The sequence below is a fragment of the Pseudomonas hygromyciniae genome (assembly GCF_016925675.1).
Lineage (GTDB): Bacteria > Pseudomonadota > Gammaproteobacteria > Pseudomonadales > Pseudomonadaceae > Aquipseudomonas > Aquipseudomonas hygromyciniae.
In genome coordinates this window covers 4,867,576-4,887,761 of the sequence record NZ_CP070506.1, presented here as the reverse complement: position 1 = coordinate 4,887,761, position 20,186 = coordinate 4,867,576, and the positions used below count along the sequence as shown (strand labels likewise).

Sequence of the window (20,186 nt, the reverse complement as noted above, 5' to 3'; positions counted from 1 at the left end):
CGAGTGTCCCTGATCGCTTCAGACCACTTCCGCATCGTTGTCGGCCTCGGCAAGAGCGGCATGTCCCTGGTTCGCTTCCTGGCGAACCGGGGCACGTCGTTTGCCGTGGCCGATACGCGGGAAAATCCACCGGAGCTGGTCACGCTGCGCCGTGACTACCCGCACGTGGAAGTGCGTTGTGGCGAGTTGGATGTCGAGTTTCTATGCCGTGCCGACGAGCTCTACGTGAGCCCCGGCCTGGCCCTGGCGACCCCGGCCCTGCAAGCGGCAGCGGCGCGTGGGGTGAAGATGTCTGGGGATATCGAGCTGTTTGCGCGTAACGCCAAGGCGCCTATCGTGGCGATCAGCGGCTCCAACGCCAAGAGCACCGTCACCACCCTGGTCGGCGAAATGGCGGCTGCGGCCGGCAAGCGCGTGGCCGTGGGCGGTAACCTCGGTACGCCGGCGCTGGATTTGCTCAGCGACGATATCGAGCTGTACGTCATGGAGCTGTCGAGCTTCCAGCTGGAGACTACCGATCACCTCGGCGCCGAAGTGGCCACCGTGTTGAACGTCAGCGAAGACCATATGGACCGCTACAGCGGCCTGCCGGCTTATCACCTGGCCAAGCACCGGATCTTCCGGGGTGCGCGGCAAGTGGTGGTCAACCGCCAAGATGCCTTGAGCCGTCCGTTGATGGGTGAAGGCCTGCCATGCTGGACCTTCGGCCTGAGCAAACCCGATTTCAAGGCCTTTGGTATCCGTGAAGAGAATGGCGAGAAATACCTGGCCTTCGAATTCCAGAACCTGATGCCGGTACGTGAACTGAAGATCCGTGGCGCCCATAACCAGTCCAATGCCCTGGCGGCCTTGGCGTTGGGGCATGCGGTCGGCTTGCCGTTCGACGCGATGCTGTCGAGCCTGCGCACCTTTGCCGGCCTTGAACACCGCTGCCAGTGGGTGCGAGACCTGGACGGCGTGAGCTACTACAACGATTCCAAGGCCACCAATGTCGGTGCGGCACTGGCCGCCATTGAAGGCCTGGGCGCCGATATCGAAGGCAAGCTGGTCCTGATCGCCGGTGGCGATGGCAAAGGTGCCGACTTCAAGGACCTCAAGGGCCCGGTGGCTGCCCATTGCCGCGCTGTGGTGTTGATGGGCCGTGACAGCGACTTGATCGCCGCCGCCCTGGGTGACGCTGTGCCGCAAGTGCGCGCCACCTCACTGGATGATGCCATCGCCCAATGCCGTGCCCTGACCCAGCCCGGCGATGCCGTGCTGCTGTCGCCGGCGTGCGCCAGTTTCGACATGTTCAAGAACTACGAAGAGCGCGGCCAGTTGTTCGCCCGTGCCGTGGAGGGCTTGGCATGAGTCTGGACCTGAAGAACATCATCAAGCCGTACCCATCGCCGATCATCACCGGGCGCGGGATCGACCTCGACTTCCCGATGCTCGCCGGTTGCCTGGCATTGCTGGGCCTGGGCCTGGTGATGATCACCTCGGCTTCCTCGGAAGTGGCCGCGGTACAGTCGGGCAACACCCTGTACCACATGATTCGCCACCTGATTTACCTGGTGATCGGCCTCGGCGCCTGCGTCGTCACCATGATGATTCCTATCGCCACCTGGCAGCGCCTGGGTTGGCTGATGCTGATCGGTGCCTTTGGCCTGCTGGTGATGGTGATCGTCCCTGGCATCGGCCGCGAAGTGAACGGTTCGATGCGTTGGATCGGCTTCGGTGCCTTCAACGTGCAGCCCTCGGAAATCGCCAAGGTCTTCGTGGTGATTTACCTGGCCGGTTACCTGGTGCGTCGTCAGAAAGAAGTGCGGGAAAGCTGGATGGGCTTCTTCAAGCCCTTCATCGTGCTGCTGCCCATGGCGGGCCTGTTGCTGATGGAACCGGACTTCGGCGCCACCGTCGTGATGATGGGCGCCGCTGCCGCGATGCTGTTCCTTGGCGGGGTGGGCTTGTTCCGCTTTGCCCTGATGGTCGGGCTGGCCGTGGCGGCCGTGACGATCCTGGTGCAGGCGCAACCCTACCGTATGGCGCGACTGATCACTTTTACCGACCCGTGGTCCGACCAGTTCGGTTCCGGCTACCAGTTGACCCAGGCGCTGATTGCCTTCGGTCGCGGCGAGTGGCTGGGCGTGGGCCTGGGCAACAGTGTGCAGAAGCAGTTCTACCTGCCGGAAGCCCATACCGACTTCGTGTTCTCGGTACTCGCCGAAGAGTTGGGCGTGGTCGGTTCCCTGGCCACCGTCGGGCTGTTCGTGTTCGTCTGCGTGCGGGCCATGTACATCGGCCTGTGGGCGGAGAAAGCCAAGCAATTCTTTGCTGCCTATGTCGCGTACGGCCTGGCCTTCCTGTGGATCGGCCAGTTCCTGATCAACATCGGCGTGAACGTCGGCTTGCTGCCGACCAAGGGCCTGACCTTGCCGTTTCTCAGCTACGGCGGCAGCTCGTTGGTGATCTGCTGTGCCTGTCTGGGCTTGTTGCTGCGTATCGAATGGGAGAGTCGAACCCACTTGGGCAGCGAAGAGATGGAATTCAGCGAGAGCGATTTTGCCGAGGAGCCGACCCATGGGCGCTAACGTACTGATCATGGCCGGCGGTACCGGCGGCCACGTGTTCCCGGCGCTGGCCTGTGCCCGTGAGTTCCAGGCCCGTGGCTACACCGTGCATTGGCTGGGTACGCCCCGTGGCATTGAAAATGAATTGGTCCCGGCGGCCGGTTTGCGCCTGCACCTGATCAATGTCAGCGGCCTGCGCGGCAAGAGCAAATTGTCCCTGCTCAAGGCACCGTTCGTGTTGCTCAAGGCGGTGTGGCAGGCGCGCAAGGTCATCCGCGAGCTGAAGCCTGTGTGTGTGCTGGGCTTTGGTGGCTACGTCACCGGCCCGGGCGGCGTCGCTGCACGGTTGAGCGGTGTACCGGTGATCGTCCACGAACAAAATGCCGTGGCAGGTACTGCCAACCGTTTGTTGGCGCCATTGGCGGCGCGGGTCTGCGAGGCGTTCCCGAATACGTTTGCGGCCATGGACAAGCGGCGTACAACCGGCAACCCGGTGCGTACCGAATTGTTCATGGACATTGCCCGCCAGGCCCTGGCCGGGCGCAAGGCGCATCTGCTGATCCTGGGCGGAAGCCTGGGCGCCGAGCCGTTGAACAAATTGCTGCCAGAAGCGCTGGCGCAACTGCCGGTGGAACTGCGTCCCGAGATCTTCCACCAGGCTGGCAAAAACCACGATGAAGTGACTGCCGCCCGCTATCGCGAGGCTGGTGTCGAGGCGACGGTAGAGCCCTTTATCAAAGACATGGCCCATGCCTATGGCTGGGCCGACCTGGTGGTCTGTCGCGCAGGTGCGTTGACCGTCAGTGAACTGGCTGCTGCCGGTCTGCCGTCCTTGCTGGTGCCATTGCCCCATGCGATTGACGATCACCAGACCCGCAACGCCGAATATTTGGCCGCAGAGGGCGCTGCCTTCCTGCTGCCGCAAAGAACGACTGGCGCCGCCGATCTGGCTGCACGCCTGACTGAGGTTTTGATGCAACCCGAACGACTGAACAGCATGGCGAGCACCGCAAGCCGCCTGGCCAAACCCGACGCCACCCGCAGCGTGGTCGATATCTGCCTGGAGGTGGCCCATGGTTGAGAATCAAAAAGCCATGCCGCAACCGGAAATGCGCCGCATCCGTCGCATCCACTTCGTCGGTATCGGCGGCGTGGGCATGTGCGGGATCGCCGAGGTGTTGCTGAACCTGGGTTACCAGGTCTCCGGTTCCGACCTCAAGACCTCGCCGGTCACCGAGCGCCTGGAATCGTTCGGCGCGCAGATCTTTATCGGCCACCGTGCCGAGAACGCCGCGCAAGCCGATGTACTGGTGGTTTCCAGTGCCGTGAATACCTCCAACCCGGAAGTGGCCACCGCCCTTGAGCGCCGCATTCCCGTGGTGCCTCGCGCCGAGATGCTGGCCGAGTTGATGCGCTACCGCCACGGCATCGCCGTCGCCGGTACCCACGGCAAGACCACCACCACCAGCCTGATCGCCTCGGTGTTCGCCGCCGGCGGCCTGGACCCGACCTTCGTGATCGGTGGCCGGCTGAATGCAGCAGGTACCAATGCACAACTGGGTACCAGCCGTTATCTGATCGCCGAAGCCGATGAAAGCGACGCCAGCTTCCTGCACCTGCAACCGCTGGTGGCCGTGGTCACCAACATCGACGCCGACCACATGGCGACCTACGACGGTGACTTCAACAAACTGAAGAAAACCTTCGTCGAATTCCTGCACAACCTGCCGTTCTACGGCCTGGCCGTGGTGTGCCTGGACGATCCGGTGGTGCGGGAAATCCTGCCGCTGGTCAAGCGTCCGACCGTGACCTACGGCTTTAGCGAAGACGCCGACGTGCGTGCGATCAATGTACGTCAGCAAGGCATGCAGACCTTCTTCACCGTGCTGCGTCCGGATCGCGAACCTTTGGATGTGTCGGTGAACATGCCGGGCAACCACAATGTGCTCAATTCCCTGGCGACCATCTGCATCGCCACCGATGAGGGTGTCAGCGATGAAGCCATCGTCGAAGGCCTGTCGGGTTTTGCCGGTGTGGGCCGGCGCTTCCAGGTCTACGGCCAGTTGCCGGTAGACGGTGGCGACGTGATGCTGGTGGACGACTACGGTCACCACCCGACCGAAGTTGCCGCCGTGATCAAGGCCGTGCGCGGTGGCTGGCCGGAGCGCCGCCTGGTGATGGTCTACCAGCCGCACCGCTACAGCCGCACCCGCGACCTGTACGACGATTTCGTCAATGTATTGGCCGATGCCAACGTATTGCTGCTGATGGAAGTCTACCCGGCCGGTGAAGAACCGATTCCGGGCGCTGACAGCCGCAAGCTGTGCAACAGCATCCGCCAGCGCGGGCAACTGGACCCAATCTATATCGAGCGTGGAGTCGACCTCGCGCCGATCGTCAAGCCGCTGCTGCGTGCCGGCGACATCCTGCTGTGCCAGGGTGCCGGTGATATCGGCGGCCTTGCCCCTAAATTGCTGGCGAGCCCGCTGTTTGCTGGCGCTGCTGCCCAGGGGAAGTCGAAATGACTACGAACTACGGCTCCCTGTTCTCCACCATCGCGCCTGCCGACTTCGGCCGCGTAGCCGTGCTGTTCGGCGGCAAGAGCGCTGAGCGCGAAGTGTCGCTCAAGTCTGGCAATGCCGTGCTCCAGGCACTGCAAAGCGCCGGTGTGAACGCCTTCGGCATCGATGTGGGCGATGATTTCCTCGCCCGTCTGCAGGCCGAGAAGATCGACCGCGCCTTTATCATTCTTCACGGCCGTGGCGGTGAAGACGGCAGCATGCAGGGCCTGCTCGAATGCGCCGGTATTCCTTACACCGGCAGCGGCATCCTCGCCTCGGCACTGGCCATGGACAAGTTGCGCACCAAGCAGGTGTGGCACAGCCTGGGCATTCCGACGCCGCGTCACAGTGTGCTGTGCAGCGAAGACGATTGTATTTCTGCGGCCAAGGAACTGGGCCTGCCTTTGATCGTCAAACCAGCCCATGAAGGCTCCAGTATCGGCATGGCTAAAGTGAACTCGGCCGCCGAATTGATCGACGCATGGAAAGCGGCAAGTACCTACGATTCGCAAGTGTTGGTGGAACAGTGGATCCAGGGTCCCGAGTACACCATCGCCACCCTGCGTGGCCAGGTATTGCCGCCCATCGCATTGGGCACGCCCCACACCTTTTACGACTACGACGCCAAGTATGTGGCCTCCGATACCCAGTACCGGATCCCATGCGGCCTCGATGCAACCAAAGAGCAGGAATTGATGGACCTCACGGCGAAAGCCTGTGAGGCGTTGGGTATCGCCGGTTGGGCGCGGGCAGACGTGATGCAGGATGACCAGGGGAACTTCTGGTTCCTTGAAGTCAACACGGCACCGGGTATGACCGACCATAGCCTGGTACCCATGGCTGCACGCGCAGCCGGCCTGGACTTCCAGCAGTTGGTGCTGGCGATCCTGGCGGCCAGTTATGTGGCCGGTAATGAAGAGGCACGAGGTTAAGACCATGCAAGGCGCATCGCTTCGTCATCAGCAACCCGCTCCCGGCCGCAAGCCGGTGCCGCGTGGTGCCAGTCGAATGGTGGCTAAAGAGCCGATGTCGGCGCGCCTGCCGAAAGCCAACTTTGGTTTTCTCAAGGCCCTGTTCTGGCCGGTGCTGTTGGTGGCGTTGGGCTTTGGTACCTATGAAGGTGCGCAGCGCCTGTTGCCGTATGCCGACCGCCCGATCACCAAGATCAGCGTGCAGGGCGACTTGAGCTACATCAGCCAGCAAGCGGTGCAGCAGCGGATCGCGCCTTTTGTGGCCGCGAGCTTCTTCACCATCGACCTGGCAGGCATGCGTGCCGAACTGGAACAGATGCCGTGGATTGCCCACGCCGAAGTACGGCGCGTGTGGCCGGATCAAGTGACGATCCGCCTGGAAGAACAACTGCCTGTAGCCCGTTGGGGCGACGAGGCGCTGTTGAACAACCAGGGCCAGGCGTTCAACCCGCGTGAGCTGGCCAACTACGAGCATTTGCCGCAGTTGTTCGGGCCACAACGGGCACAGCAGCAAGTGATGCAGCAGTACCAGGCTTTGAGCCAGATGCTGCGGCCACTGGGCTTCTCCATTGCGCGCCTGGAATTGCGCGAGCGGGGCAGCTGGTTCCTGACCACCGGGGCAGGCAGTTCCGGCCCGGGCATCGAGTTGTTGCTGGGACGCGACCACTTGGTGGAGAAGATGCGCCGCTTTATCGCCATCTACGACAAAACCCTGAAAGAACAGATTACGAACATTGCGAGCATCGACCTGCGTTACGCCAACGGCCTGGCCGTTAGCTGGCGCGAACCGGCTGCGCCCACGGCAGCGCAACCCGCTGTCGCGAAGAATTAAGAAGAGGCAGGACCCATGGCAAACGTGCAAAGCGGCAAAATGATCGTCGGTCTCGATATCGGCACCTCCAAGGTGGTGGCGCTGGTAGGCGAGGTCGCGGACGACGGCACGCTGGAAATCGTCGGTATCGGCACGCATCCGTCCCGGGGCCTGAAGAAGGGCGTGGTGGTCAACATCGAATCCACTGTGCAATCGATCCAGCGCGCCATCGAAGAAGCGCAACTGATGGCCGGCTGCCGGATCCACTCGGCGTTCGTCGGCGTGGCGGGCAATCACATCCGCAGCTTGAACTCCCACGGCATCGTGGCGATCCGCGACCGTGAAGTCAGCTCGGCCGACCTTGAGCGCGTCCTTGACGCCGCCCAGGCCGTGGCGATCCCGGCTGACCAGCGCGTGTTGCACACCCTGCCGCAGGACTACGTGATCGATAACCAGGAAGGCGTACGTGAGCCCCTGGGTATGTCGGGCGTACGTCTGGAAGCCAAGGTCCACGTGGTGACCTGCGCCGTGAATGCCGCACAGAACATTGAAAAATGCGTGCGCCGCTGCGGCCTGGAAATCGACGACATCATTCTTGAGCAACTGGCCTCGGCCTACTCGGTCCTGACCGACGACGAAAAAGAACTGGGCGTGTGCCTGGTGGACATCGGCGGCGGCACCACCGACATCGCGATCTTCACCGAGGGTGCGATCCGTCACACCGCCGTGATCCCGATTGCCGGCGACCAGGTGACCAACGACATCGCCATGGCGTTGCGTACACCGACCCAGTACGCCGAAGAAATCAAGATCCGCTACGCCTGCGCCCTGGCCAAGCTGGCCGGTGCCGGTGAAACCATCAAGGTGCCAAGCGTGGGCGATCGTCCACCGCGCGAACTGTCGCGCCAGGCCCTGGCCGAAGTGGTCGAGCCGCGCTACGACGAACTGTTCACCCTGATCCAGGCTGAACTGCGCCGCAGTGGCTACGAAGATTTGATCCCGGCCGGCATCGTGCTGACCGGTGGCACCTCGAAGATGGAAGGCGCGGTCGAACTGGCCGAGGAAATCTTCCACATGCCGGTCCGCCTGGGCGTGCCCCATGGCGTCAAGGGCCTGGGCGACGTGGTGCGCAACCCGATTTATTCCACCGGTGTGGGCTTGCTGTTGTACGGCCTGCAAAAGCAGACCGACGGCATTTCCCTGTCGGGCATTGGCAGCCGCGAAAGCTACAGCAGTGACGAGCCTAAAGCGCCGTTGCTGGAGCGCCTGCAAGCCTGGGTGAAAGGCAATTTCTAAAGATTTACCGCAACACCGTTTCAAGCAGTAGGCGAAAAAACTAGAGAAATGAAAGGAGAGGGAAAATGTTCGAACTCGTAGACAACATCCCCGCAAGCCCGGTTATCAAAGTAATCGGTGTCGGCGGTGGCGGCGGCAACGCTGTCAACCATATGGTCAAGAGCAACATTGAAGGCGTTGAATTCATCTGCGCCAACACTGATGCCCAGGCGCTGAAGAGCATCGGCGCGCGGACCATCCTGCAATTGGGCACTGCGGTGACCAAGGGCCTGGGCGCTGGCGCCAATCCGGAAGTCGGCCGTCAAGCCGCCCTGGAAGACCGCGAGCGTATTGCTGAAGTGCTGCAAGGCACCAACATGGTGTTCATCACCACCGGCATGGGCGGCGGTACCGGTACCGGTGCGGCACCAATCATTGCCGAAGTGGCCAAGGAAATGGGGATCCTGACAGTCGCGGTCGTGACCCGTCCGTTCCCGTTCGAAGGCCGCAAGCGCATGCAGATCGCCGACGAAGGTATCCGTCTGCTGTCTGAAAGCGTGGACTCGTTGATCACCATCCCCAACGAGAAACTGCTGACCATCCTCGGTAAAGACGCAAGCCTGCTGTCGGCTTTCGCCAAGGCTGACGACGTACTGGCCGGTGCCGTTCGCGGTATCTCCGACATCATCAAGCGCCCGGGCATGATCAACGTCGACTTTGCCGACGTACGTACTGTCATGAGCGAAATGGGCATGGCGATGATGGGCACTGGCTGCGCCAGCGGTCCTAACCGTGCACGTGAAGCGACCGAAGCGGCCATCCGCAACCCGTTGCTCGAAGACGTGAACCTGCAAGGCGCACGCGGCATCCTGGTGAACATCACCGCCGGTCCCGACCTGTCCCTGGGTGAGTACTCCGACGTGGGTAGCATCATTGAAGCCTTCGCTTCCGAGCACGCGATGGTCAAGGTCGGTACCGTTATCGATCCAGACATGCGCGACGAACTGCATGTGACCGTGGTTGCCACTGGTCTGGGCGCAAAAATCGAGAAGCCTGTGAAGGTTATCGACAATACCGTGCACACCAGCCAGGCCACAGCCGCCGCTCCAGCACCTGCTCGCCAGGAACTGCCGTCGGTGAACTACCGTGACCTGGATCGTCCGACCGTGATGCGCAACCAGGCTCAGGCCGGTGCTGCGGCGTCCCGTAGCCCGAATCCGCAAGATGATCTGGATTACCTGGACATCCCGGCTTTCTTGCGTCGTCAGGCCGATTAATGGAATGTATCAGGGCTATGAAGGTGATTGGTGTTCAGCAAAGGTCTGGTCTGTTATTATCGCCAGCCTTTGTTGATACCAGTTCGCAATTTGCGCTGAAGCGGTCCAAGCCATGATTAAACAACGCACCCTGAAGAATATTATCCGTGCCACAGGTGTAGGTCTGCACTCCGGGGAGAAGGTATACCTGACCCTCAAGCCCGCACCTGTCGACACCGGCATCGTGTTTGTTCGTGCCGACCTGGACCCTGTGGTGCAGATTCCTGCTCGCGCGGAAAACGTTGGCGAAACCACCATGTCGACCACATTGGTCAACGGTGACGTCAAAGTGGACACGGTGGAGCACTTGCTCTCGGCCATGGCTGGCCTGGGCATCGATAACGCCTACGTCGAGCTCTCCGCGTCTGAAGTCCCGATCATGGATGGTAGCGCTGGACCTTTCGTATTCCTGATTCAATCTGCCGGCCTGGAAGAACAGGACGCAGCCAAGAAGTTCATTCGCATTCTGCGGGAAGTGACAGTAGAAGACGGCGACAAGCGCGCCACCTTCGTCCCGTTCGAAGGCTTTAAAGTGAGCTTTGAGATCGATTTCGATCACCCGGTATTCCGTGACCGCACCCAAAGTGCAAGCGTGGATTTTTCCAGCACTTCGTTCGTAAAAGAAGTCAGCCGCGCCCGTACCTTTGGTTTCATGAGTGACATCGAGTACCTGCGCAAGCACAACCTCGCACTCGGCGGCAGCGTGGAAAACGCCATCGTGGTCGACGCGGATGGTGTACTGAACGAAGACGGCCTTCGCTATGAAGACGAGTTCGTGAAGCACAAGATCCTCGATGCAATTGGTGACCTCTACCTGCTGGGCAATAGCCTGATAGGCGAGTTCAAAGGCTTCAAGTCGGGCCATGCACTGAACAACCAGCTCCTGCGCAAGTTGATTGAGCAGAAAGATGCTTGGGAAGTTGTGACCTTCGAAGATGCCAGCACCGCACCGATCTCTTACATGCGTCCCGTTGCGGCGGTGTAAGTAACAACTCTCTTTCTTTAGTTTTTAAAGGCTGCCTTCGGGTGGCCTTTTTTTATTGGCAAACTGTAGGAGCCGGCAGTGTGGCCGCGTCGACGACGCGGTTGCGTCCGCTGTTTTTCGCTTCATACAAGGCCCGATCCGCACTGAGCAACAATTGTTCCAATGACGCGCTGCTGCGTTTGTCCCAGGTGTTGAGGCCGATACTCACGGTAATCGGCTGGCTATCGCCGGCAACCGGCGGCAGGAGCTGGATGCCCTGACGGATATGTTCGGCAATTACCCTGGCGCCGTTGGCATCAGTGTGCGGCAGGATCACCGCAAATTCTTCGCCGCCATAACGCGCCGCCAGGTCCGCCGGGCGACGGATGTGGCTGCTGATCACCTGCGCCACGCTGCGTAGCGCTTCGTCGCCGCCCAGGTGACCATGGCGATCGTTGAAGGCTTTGAAGTGGTCGACATCGATCATCAGCAGCGCCAAGGGCTCGGCCGAGCGGCGGGCACGGTCCCATTCCAGGCTCAGGCGCTGGTCGAGGATACGGCGGTTGGCCAGGCCAGTCAGGCCGTCGGTGGCTGCCAGTTCTGACAGCACCTTCTCGGCGCGGTAACGTCGCCGTAGTTCCAGGCGCAACATCCAGCTCAGCCACAACAGGCCCACACACAATACCCCGGTGGCGCCCGCCGTCAGCCATGCGGCGCGTTGCCAGGCGGCGAATACATCGTCGCTGGCCAAGGCCACCACTACAATCAATGGCAACTGGCCGACATTGGTAAAGGTGTAGAGCCGTGGGATGCCGCTGATCGCAGAGATGGCCCGGAAGCTGCCGCTGCCCTCTTGCAGCATGCGCTTGAAGTTGGGGCGCGAGCTCAGGTCCTTGTCGATCATGTCCCGTTCGAGCAGGGGCTGCTGGGCCAGCAGGATCCCCTGGTTGTTCAGCAGGTTGATGGTGTTGCCGCTACCAATGGTCAGGCTGCTGAACAACTGGTCGAAATACGCCAGGCGCATGGTCGCCACCGCTACCCCGGCAAACTCGCCATTGGGGCCGGTCACGCGGCGGCTGAAAGCGATGCGCCAGATTTGCTCGCAGTCACAGCGGATCTTGAATGGACGGCTGATAAACAGGCCGGCCTCGGGGTTTTGCAGATGGACCTGGAAGTAGTCGCGGTTGGCGAAGTTGCGCCGGGTGGGGGTCTGCGTCGACGAGTCGGCCAGCACTGCGCCCTGGGCATCCAGCAGCAGTACTTCGCCTTTGTAGGGCGCCGCGGTGGACTGGTCGAATTGCAGTTGGTGGCGCACATCGCTCGGCAGGCCCGACAAGTCCTTGCCTGCCGCCGTAATCAGACCTTGCAGTGCCAGGTCATAGAGCTCGACGTTGCGCAGCACATCGGCATTGATCAACTGGGTGATATTGCTGGTGGAGCGCTGGGCGGTCTGCAGCGTGCTGGCATGCTCGCGGATCAGCAGCACAGCGACGATGATCAGAATCAGCACAGCGGTGAGGCCACTGCCCAGAATCAGCAAAAGCTCCGGGCGTGCAGGCAGGTTAAGGACGCGGCGTTGACTCATCGGACTGACTTCGGCGGTGACGATAATGGCAGTTTAATTCCGCGCGCCTGAAATTAAGTCATCGCCGAAAAAGATAATTCGCCGTCAGAACACATTGATCGGGTAGTCGACGATCACCCGGTACTCATCCACATCACGGTCCACCGCCGAGTAGCCATTGCTGCCACGGTTGGTCGCCCATTGCAGGCGCACCGCCAGGTCCTTGGCCTTGCCACCCTGCACGACGTACTTGAGGTCGATGTCCCGCTCCCAGTGCTTGGCGTTCTTACCGTCGGCGCTGTACCAGGCCGAGTAGCCGCGGCTGTTGGGGTCGACCTTGGTCAAGTCGGTCTTGCCGCTGATGTACGACACCGCCGACGTCAGGCCGGGTACGCCGAGGCCTGCGAAGTCATAGGCGTACTTGAGCTTCCACGAGCGCTCGTTGGGACCGTTGAAGTCCGAGTATTGCTGGGAGTTGTCCAGGTACACGCTGTCGCCCTGGGCAATGTAGTCGAACGGGGTGTTGCCATTGACCCGCTGATACGCGGCCGTGATGGCGTGATTGCCCACGCCCACGGTGAAATGCAGGCTGTAGGTGTTGTTGTCGATATCCCCCAGCAGGGCATTGCCGGTTTCTTGGGTGTGGTAGAAGTGCAGGCCGGGGTTGAGGCTGACCAGGTCATTGAGCGCGTAGGTGTAGTCCAGGTCGTAGTAGTACTGGTTCCACACATCTTTGAGTTCGGAGGCGTACAGGTTGCTGGTCAATCCTGGCAGGCCACTCCAGGCCACGCCGGCCCAGTTCATGTGCTGGCTGTCCTGGCCCTTGGGCAGCGCGCCATAGCTGGTGCCGATACGCCCGTGGCCGCTCTGGTTATAGAGCTTGGCAAAACTCGCCTGGCCGCCTTCGAACATCCAGCCATCAAGGCTGTGATTAGTCAGGCTGACGCCACGAAAGGTCTCGGGCAGCATGCGGGTCATGCCACCGGCAATCACCGGGTTGTTGAGAAATAGGTCACCGGCTTTGAGTTCGGTGTCGAAGGCGCGCATTTTCAGGGTGCCGCCACCGCTAGAAAACGAGCCCGGCGCTTTGCCGTTGCCGCTGCCGTACGGCAGGATGCTGGAGCCGTCGGTACCGCCGCCACCGTCCAGTTTCAGGCCGAGCATGGCATGGACGTCCAGGCCAAAACCCACGGTGCCTTGGGTGTAGCCGGACTCGAAGATCCCGAGAAAGCCTTGGCCCCACTCTTTGCTGTCATCAGTGTGGATGTCGCGGCGGTCGCGGTTCATGTAGTAGTTGCGGGTGTTGATTGTGAGGCTGGAGCCTTCGACGAATCCGTCGGTGGGAGGGGCATCTGCGGCATGGGCGAGAGGGGAGATAGTTGCTGCAATCGCGAGGAATAACGGGGTGAATGTCAGCGCGGTTTTCACCGGGGGAGCTCCTTTGGGTAAGTCTAAATGGCCAATGTTGTGGGGTGTTCCTGGCCTTTTTTACGGCAAAAAAAAGCCGCTGAAGTCAGCGGCTTTAAGACAGATTCCCAGTGTAGAGCCCTGGAAATAAGTCGAGGGAAATAGCAGGGCGGGTCGGCTGTCTTTGCCGTCTCGCTCGTCGATGCGACATATTGGCGCAGGCGAGCGGTACGGTACAGAGTGTAACAAGATAATGACTGTTGCCCAAATCGCAACAGTCGAGACGGCGATCTACCTATGGGTATGGGCTTGTGTGGTGGTTTAAAAAATCACATGGGCAGGGTGATACCAAAGGTATTGCCACCGTGTTCACTGCGCACGAACACATCCCCGCCATGCATCAATGCAATCGCCTTGACGATGGCCAGCCCCAACCCATGATTGGCCCCGCTGTTACTGCGCGAGGCGTCGACGCGGTAGAAACGCTCGAACAACCGGGGCAGATGTTCGCTGGCAATCAGCTCCCCTGGATTGGTCACGCCGATCAGCACCTGTTGCTCCTGCACTTCAATCCGCACCTCGATCACCTGCCCCGGCGAGGTGTGTTGCACGGCATTGTTCAGCAGGTTGATCAGGGCCCGGCGCAAATGGGCCTTTTCGATCTGGACCTGGGCATCGCCGATCACTGCAACCCGCACCTGGGCGTCTTCGAGGATGAAGTCCAGGTAGTCGAGGGTCGTCGCCACTTCATCGGCCAGGGAGCATTCAATCAGTTTGGTGGCCTTGCTGCCTTGGTCGGCGCTGGCCAGGAACAGCATGTCGTTGATGATCGAGCGCAGGCGCTCCAACTCTTCCAGGTTCGATTGCAGCACTTCGAAGTAATGCTCGGCCGAGCGGCCACGGGTCAGCGCCACCTGGGTCTGGCCGATCAGGTTGGTCAGTGGCGAGCGCAGTTCGTGGGCCACGTCGGCATTGAAGGACTCCAGGCGTGAGTAGGCGGTTTCCACCCGCTCCAGGGTTGAGTTGAAGGCGTTGACGAACTGCTTGAGCTCCGGTGGCAATGGCGACAACTGCAAGCGCCCCGAGAGTTTTGGCGGTGCCAGTTTTTGCGCCTCATCCGACAGTTTGATCAGCGGTTTGAGACCGATGCGCGCGACCCAGAAGCCCAGCAGCGAAGCCAGCACGACGCCGACAAACGCCAGGCTGATCAGCGCCATCAGCAGATGGTGCTGGGTGGCGCGGAAGTTGGCGGTGTCGATGGCGATCATAAAGCGCAGCGGCGGGCGCTGGTCCTTGGCCGGGAACTGACTGACCAGCACCTTGAACGGATAGGCGTGGCCCGGCAGGTACAAATCTCGTTTGCCCGTGGGGCCGGCGGCGAATTCGCGGATGCGTGCGTCGGGTTTGCCGTATTCGTAGGTCGGGTCACTGCTCACCACCCAGAAACGAATGCGTGTGTCCTCTTCCCCCAGCAGCTTGAGTTTGCTGGCCATCTTCACCCAATGATCCGGCGTGCCGAAACGCGTGATCGACGATTCCAGCACGCTGTAGCGCGCATCCAGTTCGGCCCCCGGCAACAAGCCCAGGCCACGGTCCACCTGCTGGTACAGCGCGCCACCGATCAACAGGAAAATCACCAGCGCCACCAGGGTGAACATGCCGCTCAGGCGCAGGGCAATGGAGTTACTCGACACTGCGATTCTCCAGCACATAGCCCATGCCGCGGATGGTGTGCAGTAGCTTGTGCTCAAATGGCCCGTCGAGCTTGGCCCGCAGGCGCTTGATCGCCACTTCGACCACATTGGCATCGCTGTCGAAATTGATGTCCCAGACCATTTCCGCAATCGCTGTCTTCGACAGGATTTCGCCCTGGCGCCGGGCCAGGACGCTGAGCAGCGAGAACTCCTTGGCCGTCAGGTCCAGGCGCAAGCCGGCGCGGCTGGCCTTGCGGCTGATCAGGTCGATCCACAGGTCGGCGATGCTCACCTGTACCGGCTCATGCCCACCGCTGCGCCGGGTCAGGGCTTGCAGGCGCGCCACCAGTTCGAGGAAGGAAAACGGCTTGCCCAGATAATCGTCGGCACCTTCGCGCAGGCCGCGAATACGGTCTTCCACACGCTCGCGGGCGGTGAGCATGATCACCGGGGTCTGCTTGCGGGCCCGCAGTGCGCGCAGCACGCCAAAGCCGTCGAGGCCGGGCAGCATCACATCGAGCACGATCACCGCGTAGTCGCTTTCCAGGGCCAGGTGCAGGCCTTCGATGCCGTCGCGGGCCACGTCTACCGTGTAGCCTTGTTCCGTCAGCCCGCGATGCAGGTAGTCGGCGGTTTTTTCTTCGTCTTCAATAATCAGGACGCGCATGACCCCGCCTCAATGTGTGGTCGCCAGCCCGAGGGCCGGTTTGGGTCTGTGGAAAAGTTTCTCAAGGTACAAGTATATGACCGGCGTGGTGAACAACGTCAGCGCCTGGCTCACCAGCAACCCGCCGACCACCGCGATCCCCAGGGGCTGGCGCAGTTCCGCGCCGGGGCCTGCGCCGAGCATCAGCGGCACCGCGCCCAGCAGGGCGGCGAGGGTGGTCATGATGATCGGCCGAAAACGCGTGACACAGGCTTCATAAATCGCGTCGCTAGGCGCCAGCCCACGCACGCGCTGGGCTTCCAGGGCAAAGTCGATCATCAGGATGCCGTTTTTCTTGACGATGCCGATCAACAGCACCAGGCCGATCAACGCCATGATGGAAAAGTCCTGGCCCAGCAGCCATAGCATGATCAGCGCGCCCAGGCCGGCCGAGGGCAGGGTCGAGATGATCGTCAGCGGATGCACGAAGCTCTCATACAGCACGCCGAGGATGATATAGACCGCCACCAGCGCCGCGAGGATCAGCCATGGCTGGCTGGCCAATGAACTCTGGAACGCCTGGGCCGCGCCCTGGAAGTTACCGATGATGGTGCTTGGCATGCCGATCTCGTTCTTGGCCTGGTCGAGCATGATCACCGCATCGCCCAGGGCCACGCCCGGCGCCAGGTTGAACGACAGGTTGGCCGCCGGGAACATCCCGTCATGGCTGATGGACAACGGCCCGACGGTCGGCGGATCGACCTTGGCCAGGGCCGACAGCGGCACCATCTCGCCACTGAGCGGCGAGCGCAGATAGAAATAATTCAGGCTCTCGGCCTTGCCCCGTTGCTGGCTGTCCAGTTCCAGCACCACCTGGTACTGGTTGGTCTCGGTCTGGAATTCATTGACCTGACGTTGGCCGAACGCATCGTACAGCGCCTGATCCACATCGGTGGCGGTCAGGCCGAAACGCGCGGCGGCCTGGCGGTCGATGCTGATGTGGGTGATGCTGCCGCCCAGTTGCAGGTCGTTGGACAGATCGCGAAAGGCCGGGTTGGCGCGCAGTTTTTCGGTCAGGCGCTGGGTCCAGGTGTTCAGGGTCGCGCCGTCGTTGCTCTTGAGCACGTACTGGTACTGGCTGCGGCTGGGCCCGGAACTGAGGTTGATGTCTTGGCCGGCGCGCAGGTACAGCACGATCCCCGGGACCTGGGCCAGTTTGGCGCGGATCCGGTCGATAAACTGGCTGGCCGACACGTCACGCTCGCCACGATCCTTCAAGGCAATCCAGAAGCGGCCATTGGCGATGGTCTGGTTGCTGCCGGTGACACCCACGGAGTGGGAGAAGTTTTCCACCGCCGGGTCAGCCTTGATGATCTCGGCCAGGGCTTGGTGCTTGGCCACCATATCCGGGTAGGACACATCGGCCGCCGCCTCGCTGGTGCCAAGAATAAAGCCGGTGTCTTGTACCGGGAAAAATCCCTTGGGAATAAACACATAACCGGCCACGGCCAGGCCCAGGGTTACGGTGAAAATACCGAGCATCGTGCGCGGATGGGCCAGTGCCCGGCGCAGGTTGCGCGCATAGCCGGCCAGCAGGCGCTCGCCAAAACCCGGCTTGTCATGGGGATGGTGGGTGGGGGCGCGCATAAACTGCCCGGCCAGCATCGGCGCCAGGGTCAGGGACACCACCACCGAAATCAGGATGGTCGAAGTTGCGGTCAGGGCAAATTCCTTGAACAGACGCCCGACCACACCGCCCATGAACAGCAACGGGATAAACGCTGCCACCAGCGAGAAGCTGATGGACACCACGGTAAACCCGATCTCGCCGGCGCCCTTGATCGCGGCTTCGCGCTTGTCCAGGCCGGCCTCAAGGTGACGGTGGATGTTCTCCACCACCACAATCGCATCGTCCACCACAAAACCCACGGCGATGACGATGGCCACCAGGGTCAGGTTGTTCAAGCTGAAACCCATCACGTACATCAAGGCAAAAGTGGCCACCAGCGATACTCCCAGCACGCTGGAAACAATCAGGGTTGCCGACCACTGGCGCAGGAACAGCGCCATCACCGCCACCACCAGCAACACGGCGATCAACAGGGTGATTTCCACTTCATGCAGCGAGGCGCGAATGGTCTTGGTGCGATCCGACAGCGAACTGACTTCTACCGACGCCGGCAGCATCGCCTGCAAGTGCGGTAACTGGGCCTGGATGCGGTCCACGGTGTCGACGATGTTGGCCCCCGGCTGGCGGAAAATCACCAGGTTGACCCCCGGCGTATCACCGGACCAGGCCTGCACGTAGGCGTTCTCCGAACCATTGATCACCCGGGCCACATCGCGCAATTGCACCGGCGCGCCGTCCTTGTAGGAAACGATCAGGTCGCCGTATTCCTCGGGGTGAAACAGTTGATCGTTGGTCGACAGCGTCGACACGCTGTCGCGCCCATACAGCGCGCCCTTGGCCAGGTTCAGGCTCGATTGCTGGAGCACCAGGCGGATGTCGGCCAGGGTCAGGCCGATGGCGGCGAGCTTGTCCGGCGAGGCCTGTACGCGGATCGCCGGGCGTTGCTGGCCGGTGATGCTGATCTGGCCGACCCCGTCGATCTGGCTGATCTGCCGGGCCAGCAGGGTTTCCACATAGTCGCTCAGTTCGGTGCCGGGCATGTTGTTGGAGCTGATGCTAAGGATCAGCACCGGGCTGTCCGCCGGGTTGACCTTGCGCCAGGTTGGCAGGTTGGGCATATCGCTGGGCAACTTGCCGGCCGCGGTGTTGATCGCCGCCTGTACTTCCTGGGCGGCGGTATCGATGCTCTTATCGAGGGTGAATTGCAGGGTCAGGAGGCTGGAACCCAGGGCGCTGCTGGACGTCATCTGGGTCATGCCGGGGATGGCGCTGAATTGCACTTCCAGGGGCGTTGCCACCGAGGACGCCATGGTGTCGGGGCTGGCACCGGGCAGTTGGGCGGTGACCTGGATCGTCGGGAACTCCGCCTCCGGCAAGGGCGCGACTGGCAGGCGCGGGAAGGCGATCAACCCCAGCAGCACCAGGGCAAAAGTCAGCAGCAGGGTGGCGACTGGATGGTCGACGCACCAGGCCGAAACCGAGCCACGGCCCTTCATGGCTGGGCCTGCGCTTGGGCGGTCTGGATCACTTGCGGCGGCTCCTTGAGCACCTCCACCTGGGCGCCGGCCTTGAGGCGTGACTGGCCGTCACTGACCAGCACATCACCGGGCTGCACGCCGGTGACAATCGTCAGGTCGCTGTTCTGGTAGGTCACCTGCACGGGCACCACGTCCACCTTGTTGCCATTGAGGCGGTACACGAAGTGCGAGTCCATGCCGCGCTGGACCACCGTCGGCGGCACCACCAGGGCGGCCTGGTCGAGGGCGGTCTGAATCTTCACCGTGACCAATTGCCCCGGCCACAGTGTTTGCGCGGTATTGCTGAACTCGGCCTTGGCGCGGATGGTGCCGGTGCTGGCGCTGATCTGGTTATCGATCAGGCTCAGGCGGCCCTCGCCGAGCAGGACCGCCGCCGGGCTATCGGTGTCGGCACCCAGGAACGCATCGACACTGGCCGGGTGTGGCGCGGCGATCAGGCCTTGCAGGGTGGGCAGCATCTGCTGTGGCAGGGAAAACTCCACTGCGATCGGGTCGATCTGCGTCACCGAGAACAGGCCTTGGGTGTCGCTGGTACGCAGGAAATTGCCTTCATCCACATTGCGAATCCCTACCCGACCGCTGACGGGGGAGCGAATCTGTGTGTAGGAAAGCTGGACCTGGGCCGCATCAATCGCCGCCTGGTTGCCCTGGGCCGTGGCCTTGAGCTGGTTGACCAGGGCTTGCTGCTGGTCGTAAGTCTGCTTCGACACACCATCGTCGATGCTCAACGCCTTGTAGCGCTTGAGATTGACCTGCGCCACCTGCAACTGCGCCTGGCTTTCGCCCAACTGGGCCTTGGCCTGGTCGAGGCTGGCGCGGATCGCCCGGTCATCGATGCTCGCCAACAGGTCGCCGGCTTTGACCAGTTGCCCTTCCTTGACCCGCAATTGGGTGAGGATGCCGTCGACTTGCGGGCGAATCACCACACTGTGCAGCGACAGCACCGAGCCGATGCCGCTGACAAACCGCGGAACGTCCTGCTGAGCGACACTGACCACCCGCACCGGGATCGCGGTGGCGGCGGACAGCTTGGTCTTGGCCGGCCGGGTCGCGACCCAGGCCACGACCGCCAGGGCCACGACGGCGAGCACAATCAAGGTGGTTTTGCGTTGAATGTGCATGGGCTCGCGACGTCCGGACAGAGAATGGGAAGAGTGAAGGCTCTTTATAGCCGGCAAACCCGGTCAGCAGAGTGACCGTTAACTGACAGCGCTGTCAGCAAAGGTCGACCATTCGTACGGGCAGAGGTTAAAGAACCAG

Annotated in this window: 15 protein-coding genes; 9 read left to right on the top strand and 6 right to left on the bottom strand. The window is 61.8% G+C overall.

Going from position 1 to position 20,186, the window contains the following annotated elements; translation table 11 throughout:
- Positions 1-3 precede the first annotated feature (3 nt).
- The 9 genes from murD (at position 4) to lpxC (ending at position 10,468) form a co-directional block, all read left to right on the top strand.
- Positions 4-1,350 (top strand): UDP-N-acetylmuramoyl-L-alanine--D-glutamate ligase, encoded by a 1,347-nt coding sequence (gene murD / locus JTY93_RS21830; RefSeq protein WP_205476915.1) that lies wholly within the window; start codon positions 4-6, stop codon positions 1,348-1,350.
- Positions 1,347-2,570: a putative lipid II flippase FtsW gene (gene ftsW / locus JTY93_RS21825; protein WP_375373145.1), complete on the top strand. Its 1,224-nt coding sequence runs from the start codon at positions 1,347-1,349 to the stop codon at positions 2,568-2,570. Before murD ends, ftsW begins: the two co-directional genes overlap by 4 nt.
- Positions 2,560-3,630, top strand: a complete 1,071-nt coding sequence (gene murG / locus JTY93_RS21820; RefSeq protein ID WP_205476914.1) for an undecaprenyldiphospho-muramoylpentapeptide beta-N-acetylglucosaminyltransferase — start codon at positions 2,560-2,562, stop codon at positions 3,628-3,630. The genes ftsW and murG overlap by 11 nt, the downstream gene beginning before the upstream one ends.
- Positions 3,623-5,074, top strand: a complete 1,452-nt coding sequence (gene murC, locus JTY93_RS21815; RefSeq protein ID WP_169994574.1) for a UDP-N-acetylmuramate--L-alanine ligase — start codon at positions 3,623-3,625, stop codon at positions 5,072-5,074. Before murG ends, murC begins: the two co-directional genes overlap by 8 nt.
- Positions 5,071-6,042 carry a D-alanine--D-alanine ligase gene (locus JTY93_RS21810; protein ID WP_169994572.1) on the top strand — a complete coding sequence of 324 codons (972 nt, stop codon included), beginning with the start codon at positions 5,071-5,073 and terminating at the stop codon, positions 6,040-6,042. The genes murC and JTY93_RS21810 overlap by 4 nt, the downstream gene beginning before the upstream one ends.
- A gap of 4 nt (positions 6,043-6,046) precedes the next feature.
- Positions 6,047-6,913, top strand: a complete 867-nt coding sequence (locus JTY93_RS21805; RefSeq protein ID WP_029297835.1) for a cell division protein FtsQ/DivIB — start codon at positions 6,047-6,049, stop codon at positions 6,911-6,913.
- Between the two features lie 15 nt (positions 6,914-6,928).
- Positions 6,929-8,188, top strand: coding sequence for a cell division protein FtsA (ftsA, locus tag JTY93_RS21800; RefSeq protein ID WP_029297837.1), 1,260 nt, complete (start codon positions 6,929-6,931; stop codon positions 8,186-8,188).
- Positions 8,189-8,253: 65 nt separating this feature from the next.
- Positions 8,254-9,444: a cell division protein FtsZ gene (gene ftsZ, locus JTY93_RS21795; protein ID WP_169994570.1), complete on the top strand. Its 1,191-nt coding sequence runs from the start codon at positions 8,254-8,256 to the stop codon at positions 9,442-9,444.
- A gap of 112 nt (positions 9,445-9,556) precedes the next feature.
- Positions 9,557-10,468 carry a UDP-3-O-acyl-N-acetylglucosamine deacetylase gene (gene lpxC, locus JTY93_RS21790; protein WP_029297841.1) on the top strand — a complete coding sequence of 304 codons (912 nt, stop codon included), beginning with the start codon at positions 9,557-9,559 and terminating at the stop codon, positions 10,466-10,468.
- Positions 10,469-10,520: 52 nt separating this feature from the next.
- On the opposite strand, the gene JTY93_RS21785 is transcribed toward lpxC, so the two are convergent.
- The 6 genes from JTY93_RS21785 to JTY93_RS21760 all read right to left on the bottom strand — a co-directional run bounded on the left by JTY93_RS21785 (position 10,521) and on the right by JTY93_RS21760 (position 20,047).
- The gene (locus tag JTY93_RS21785; RefSeq protein WP_205476913.1) at positions 10,521-12,032 is read right to left on the bottom strand and encodes a sensor domain-containing diguanylate cyclase; all 1,512 of its coding nucleotides are present in this window, start codon (positions 12,030-12,032) and stop codon (positions 10,521-10,523) included.
- 84 nt (positions 12,033-12,116) lie between these two features.
- The gene (locus JTY93_RS21780) at positions 12,117-13,439 is read right to left on the bottom strand and encodes an OprD family porin (RefSeq protein ID WP_205476912.1); all 1,323 of its coding nucleotides are present in this window, start codon (positions 13,437-13,439) and stop codon (positions 12,117-12,119) included.
- Between the two features lie 308 nt (positions 13,440-13,747).
- On the bottom strand, positions 13,748-15,112 hold the full coding sequence (locus JTY93_RS21775) for a heavy metal sensor histidine kinase (RefSeq protein WP_205476911.1): 1,365 nt from the start codon (positions 15,110-15,112) through the stop codon (positions 13,748-13,750).
- A complete protein-coding gene (locus JTY93_RS21770; RefSeq protein WP_205476910.1) occupies positions 15,102-15,779 on the bottom strand; it encodes a heavy metal response regulator transcription factor in 678 nt (225 codons plus the stop codon). Before JTY93_RS21770 ends, JTY93_RS21775 begins: the two co-directional genes overlap by 11 nt.
- Before the next feature lie 9 nt (positions 15,780-15,788).
- On the bottom strand, positions 15,789-18,884 hold the full coding sequence (locus JTY93_RS21765; protein ID WP_205476909.1) for a multidrug efflux RND transporter permease subunit: 3,096 nt from the start codon (positions 18,882-18,884) through the stop codon (positions 15,789-15,791).
- Positions 18,881-20,047, bottom strand: a complete 1,167-nt coding sequence (locus JTY93_RS21760; RefSeq protein ID WP_205476908.1) for an efflux RND transporter periplasmic adaptor subunit — start codon at positions 20,045-20,047, stop codon at positions 18,881-18,883. Before JTY93_RS21760 ends, JTY93_RS21765 begins: the two co-directional genes overlap by 4 nt.
- Positions 20,048-20,186 lie beyond the last annotated feature (139 nt).

What these genes read in the sequence shown, in the direction of transcription:
- ftsW (WP_375373145.1), top strand. Translation starts at nt 1,347, where the DNA reads ATGAGTCTGGACCTGAAGAACATCATCAAGCCGTACCCATCGCCGATC.
- murG (WP_205476914.1), top strand. Translation starts at nt 2,560, where the DNA reads ATGGGCGCTAACGTACTGATCATGGCCGGCGGTACCGGCGGCCACGTG.
- murC (WP_169994574.1), top strand. Translation starts at nt 3,623, where the DNA reads ATGGTTGAGAATCAAAAAGCCATGCCGCAACCGGAAATGCGCCGCATC.
- JTY93_RS21810 (WP_169994572.1), top strand. Translation starts at nt 5,071, where the DNA reads ATGACTACGAACTACGGCTCCCTGTTCTCCACCATCGCGCCTGCCGAC.
- JTY93_RS21805 (WP_029297835.1), top strand. Translation starts at nt 6,047, where the DNA reads ATGCAAGGCGCATCGCTTCGTCATCAGCAACCCGCTCCCGGCCGCAAG.
- ftsA (WP_029297837.1), top strand. Translation starts at nt 6,929, where the DNA reads ATGGCAAACGTGCAAAGCGGCAAAATGATCGTCGGTCTCGATATCGGC.
- ftsZ (WP_169994570.1), top strand. Translation starts at nt 8,254, where the DNA reads ATGTTCGAACTCGTAGACAACATCCCCGCAAGCCCGGTTATCAAAGTA.
- lpxC (WP_029297841.1), top strand. Translation starts at nt 9,557, where the DNA reads ATGATTAAACAACGCACCCTGAAGAATATTATCCGTGCCACAGGTGTA.
- JTY93_RS21785 (WP_205476913.1), bottom strand. Translation starts at nt 12,032, where the DNA reads ATGAGTCAACGCCGCGTCCTTAACCTGCCTGCACGCCCGGAGCTTTTG.
- JTY93_RS21770 (WP_205476910.1), bottom strand. Translation starts at nt 15,779, where the DNA reads ATGCGCGTCCTGATTATTGAAGACGAAGAAAAAACCGCCGACTACCTG.
- JTY93_RS21765 (WP_205476909.1), bottom strand. Translation starts at nt 18,884, where the DNA reads ATGAAGGGCCGTGGCTCGGTTTCGGCCTGGTGCGTCGACCATCCAGTC.
- JTY93_RS21760 (WP_205476908.1), bottom strand. Translation starts at nt 20,047, where the DNA reads ATGCACATTCAACGCAAAACCACCTTGATTGTGCTCGCCGTCGTGGCC.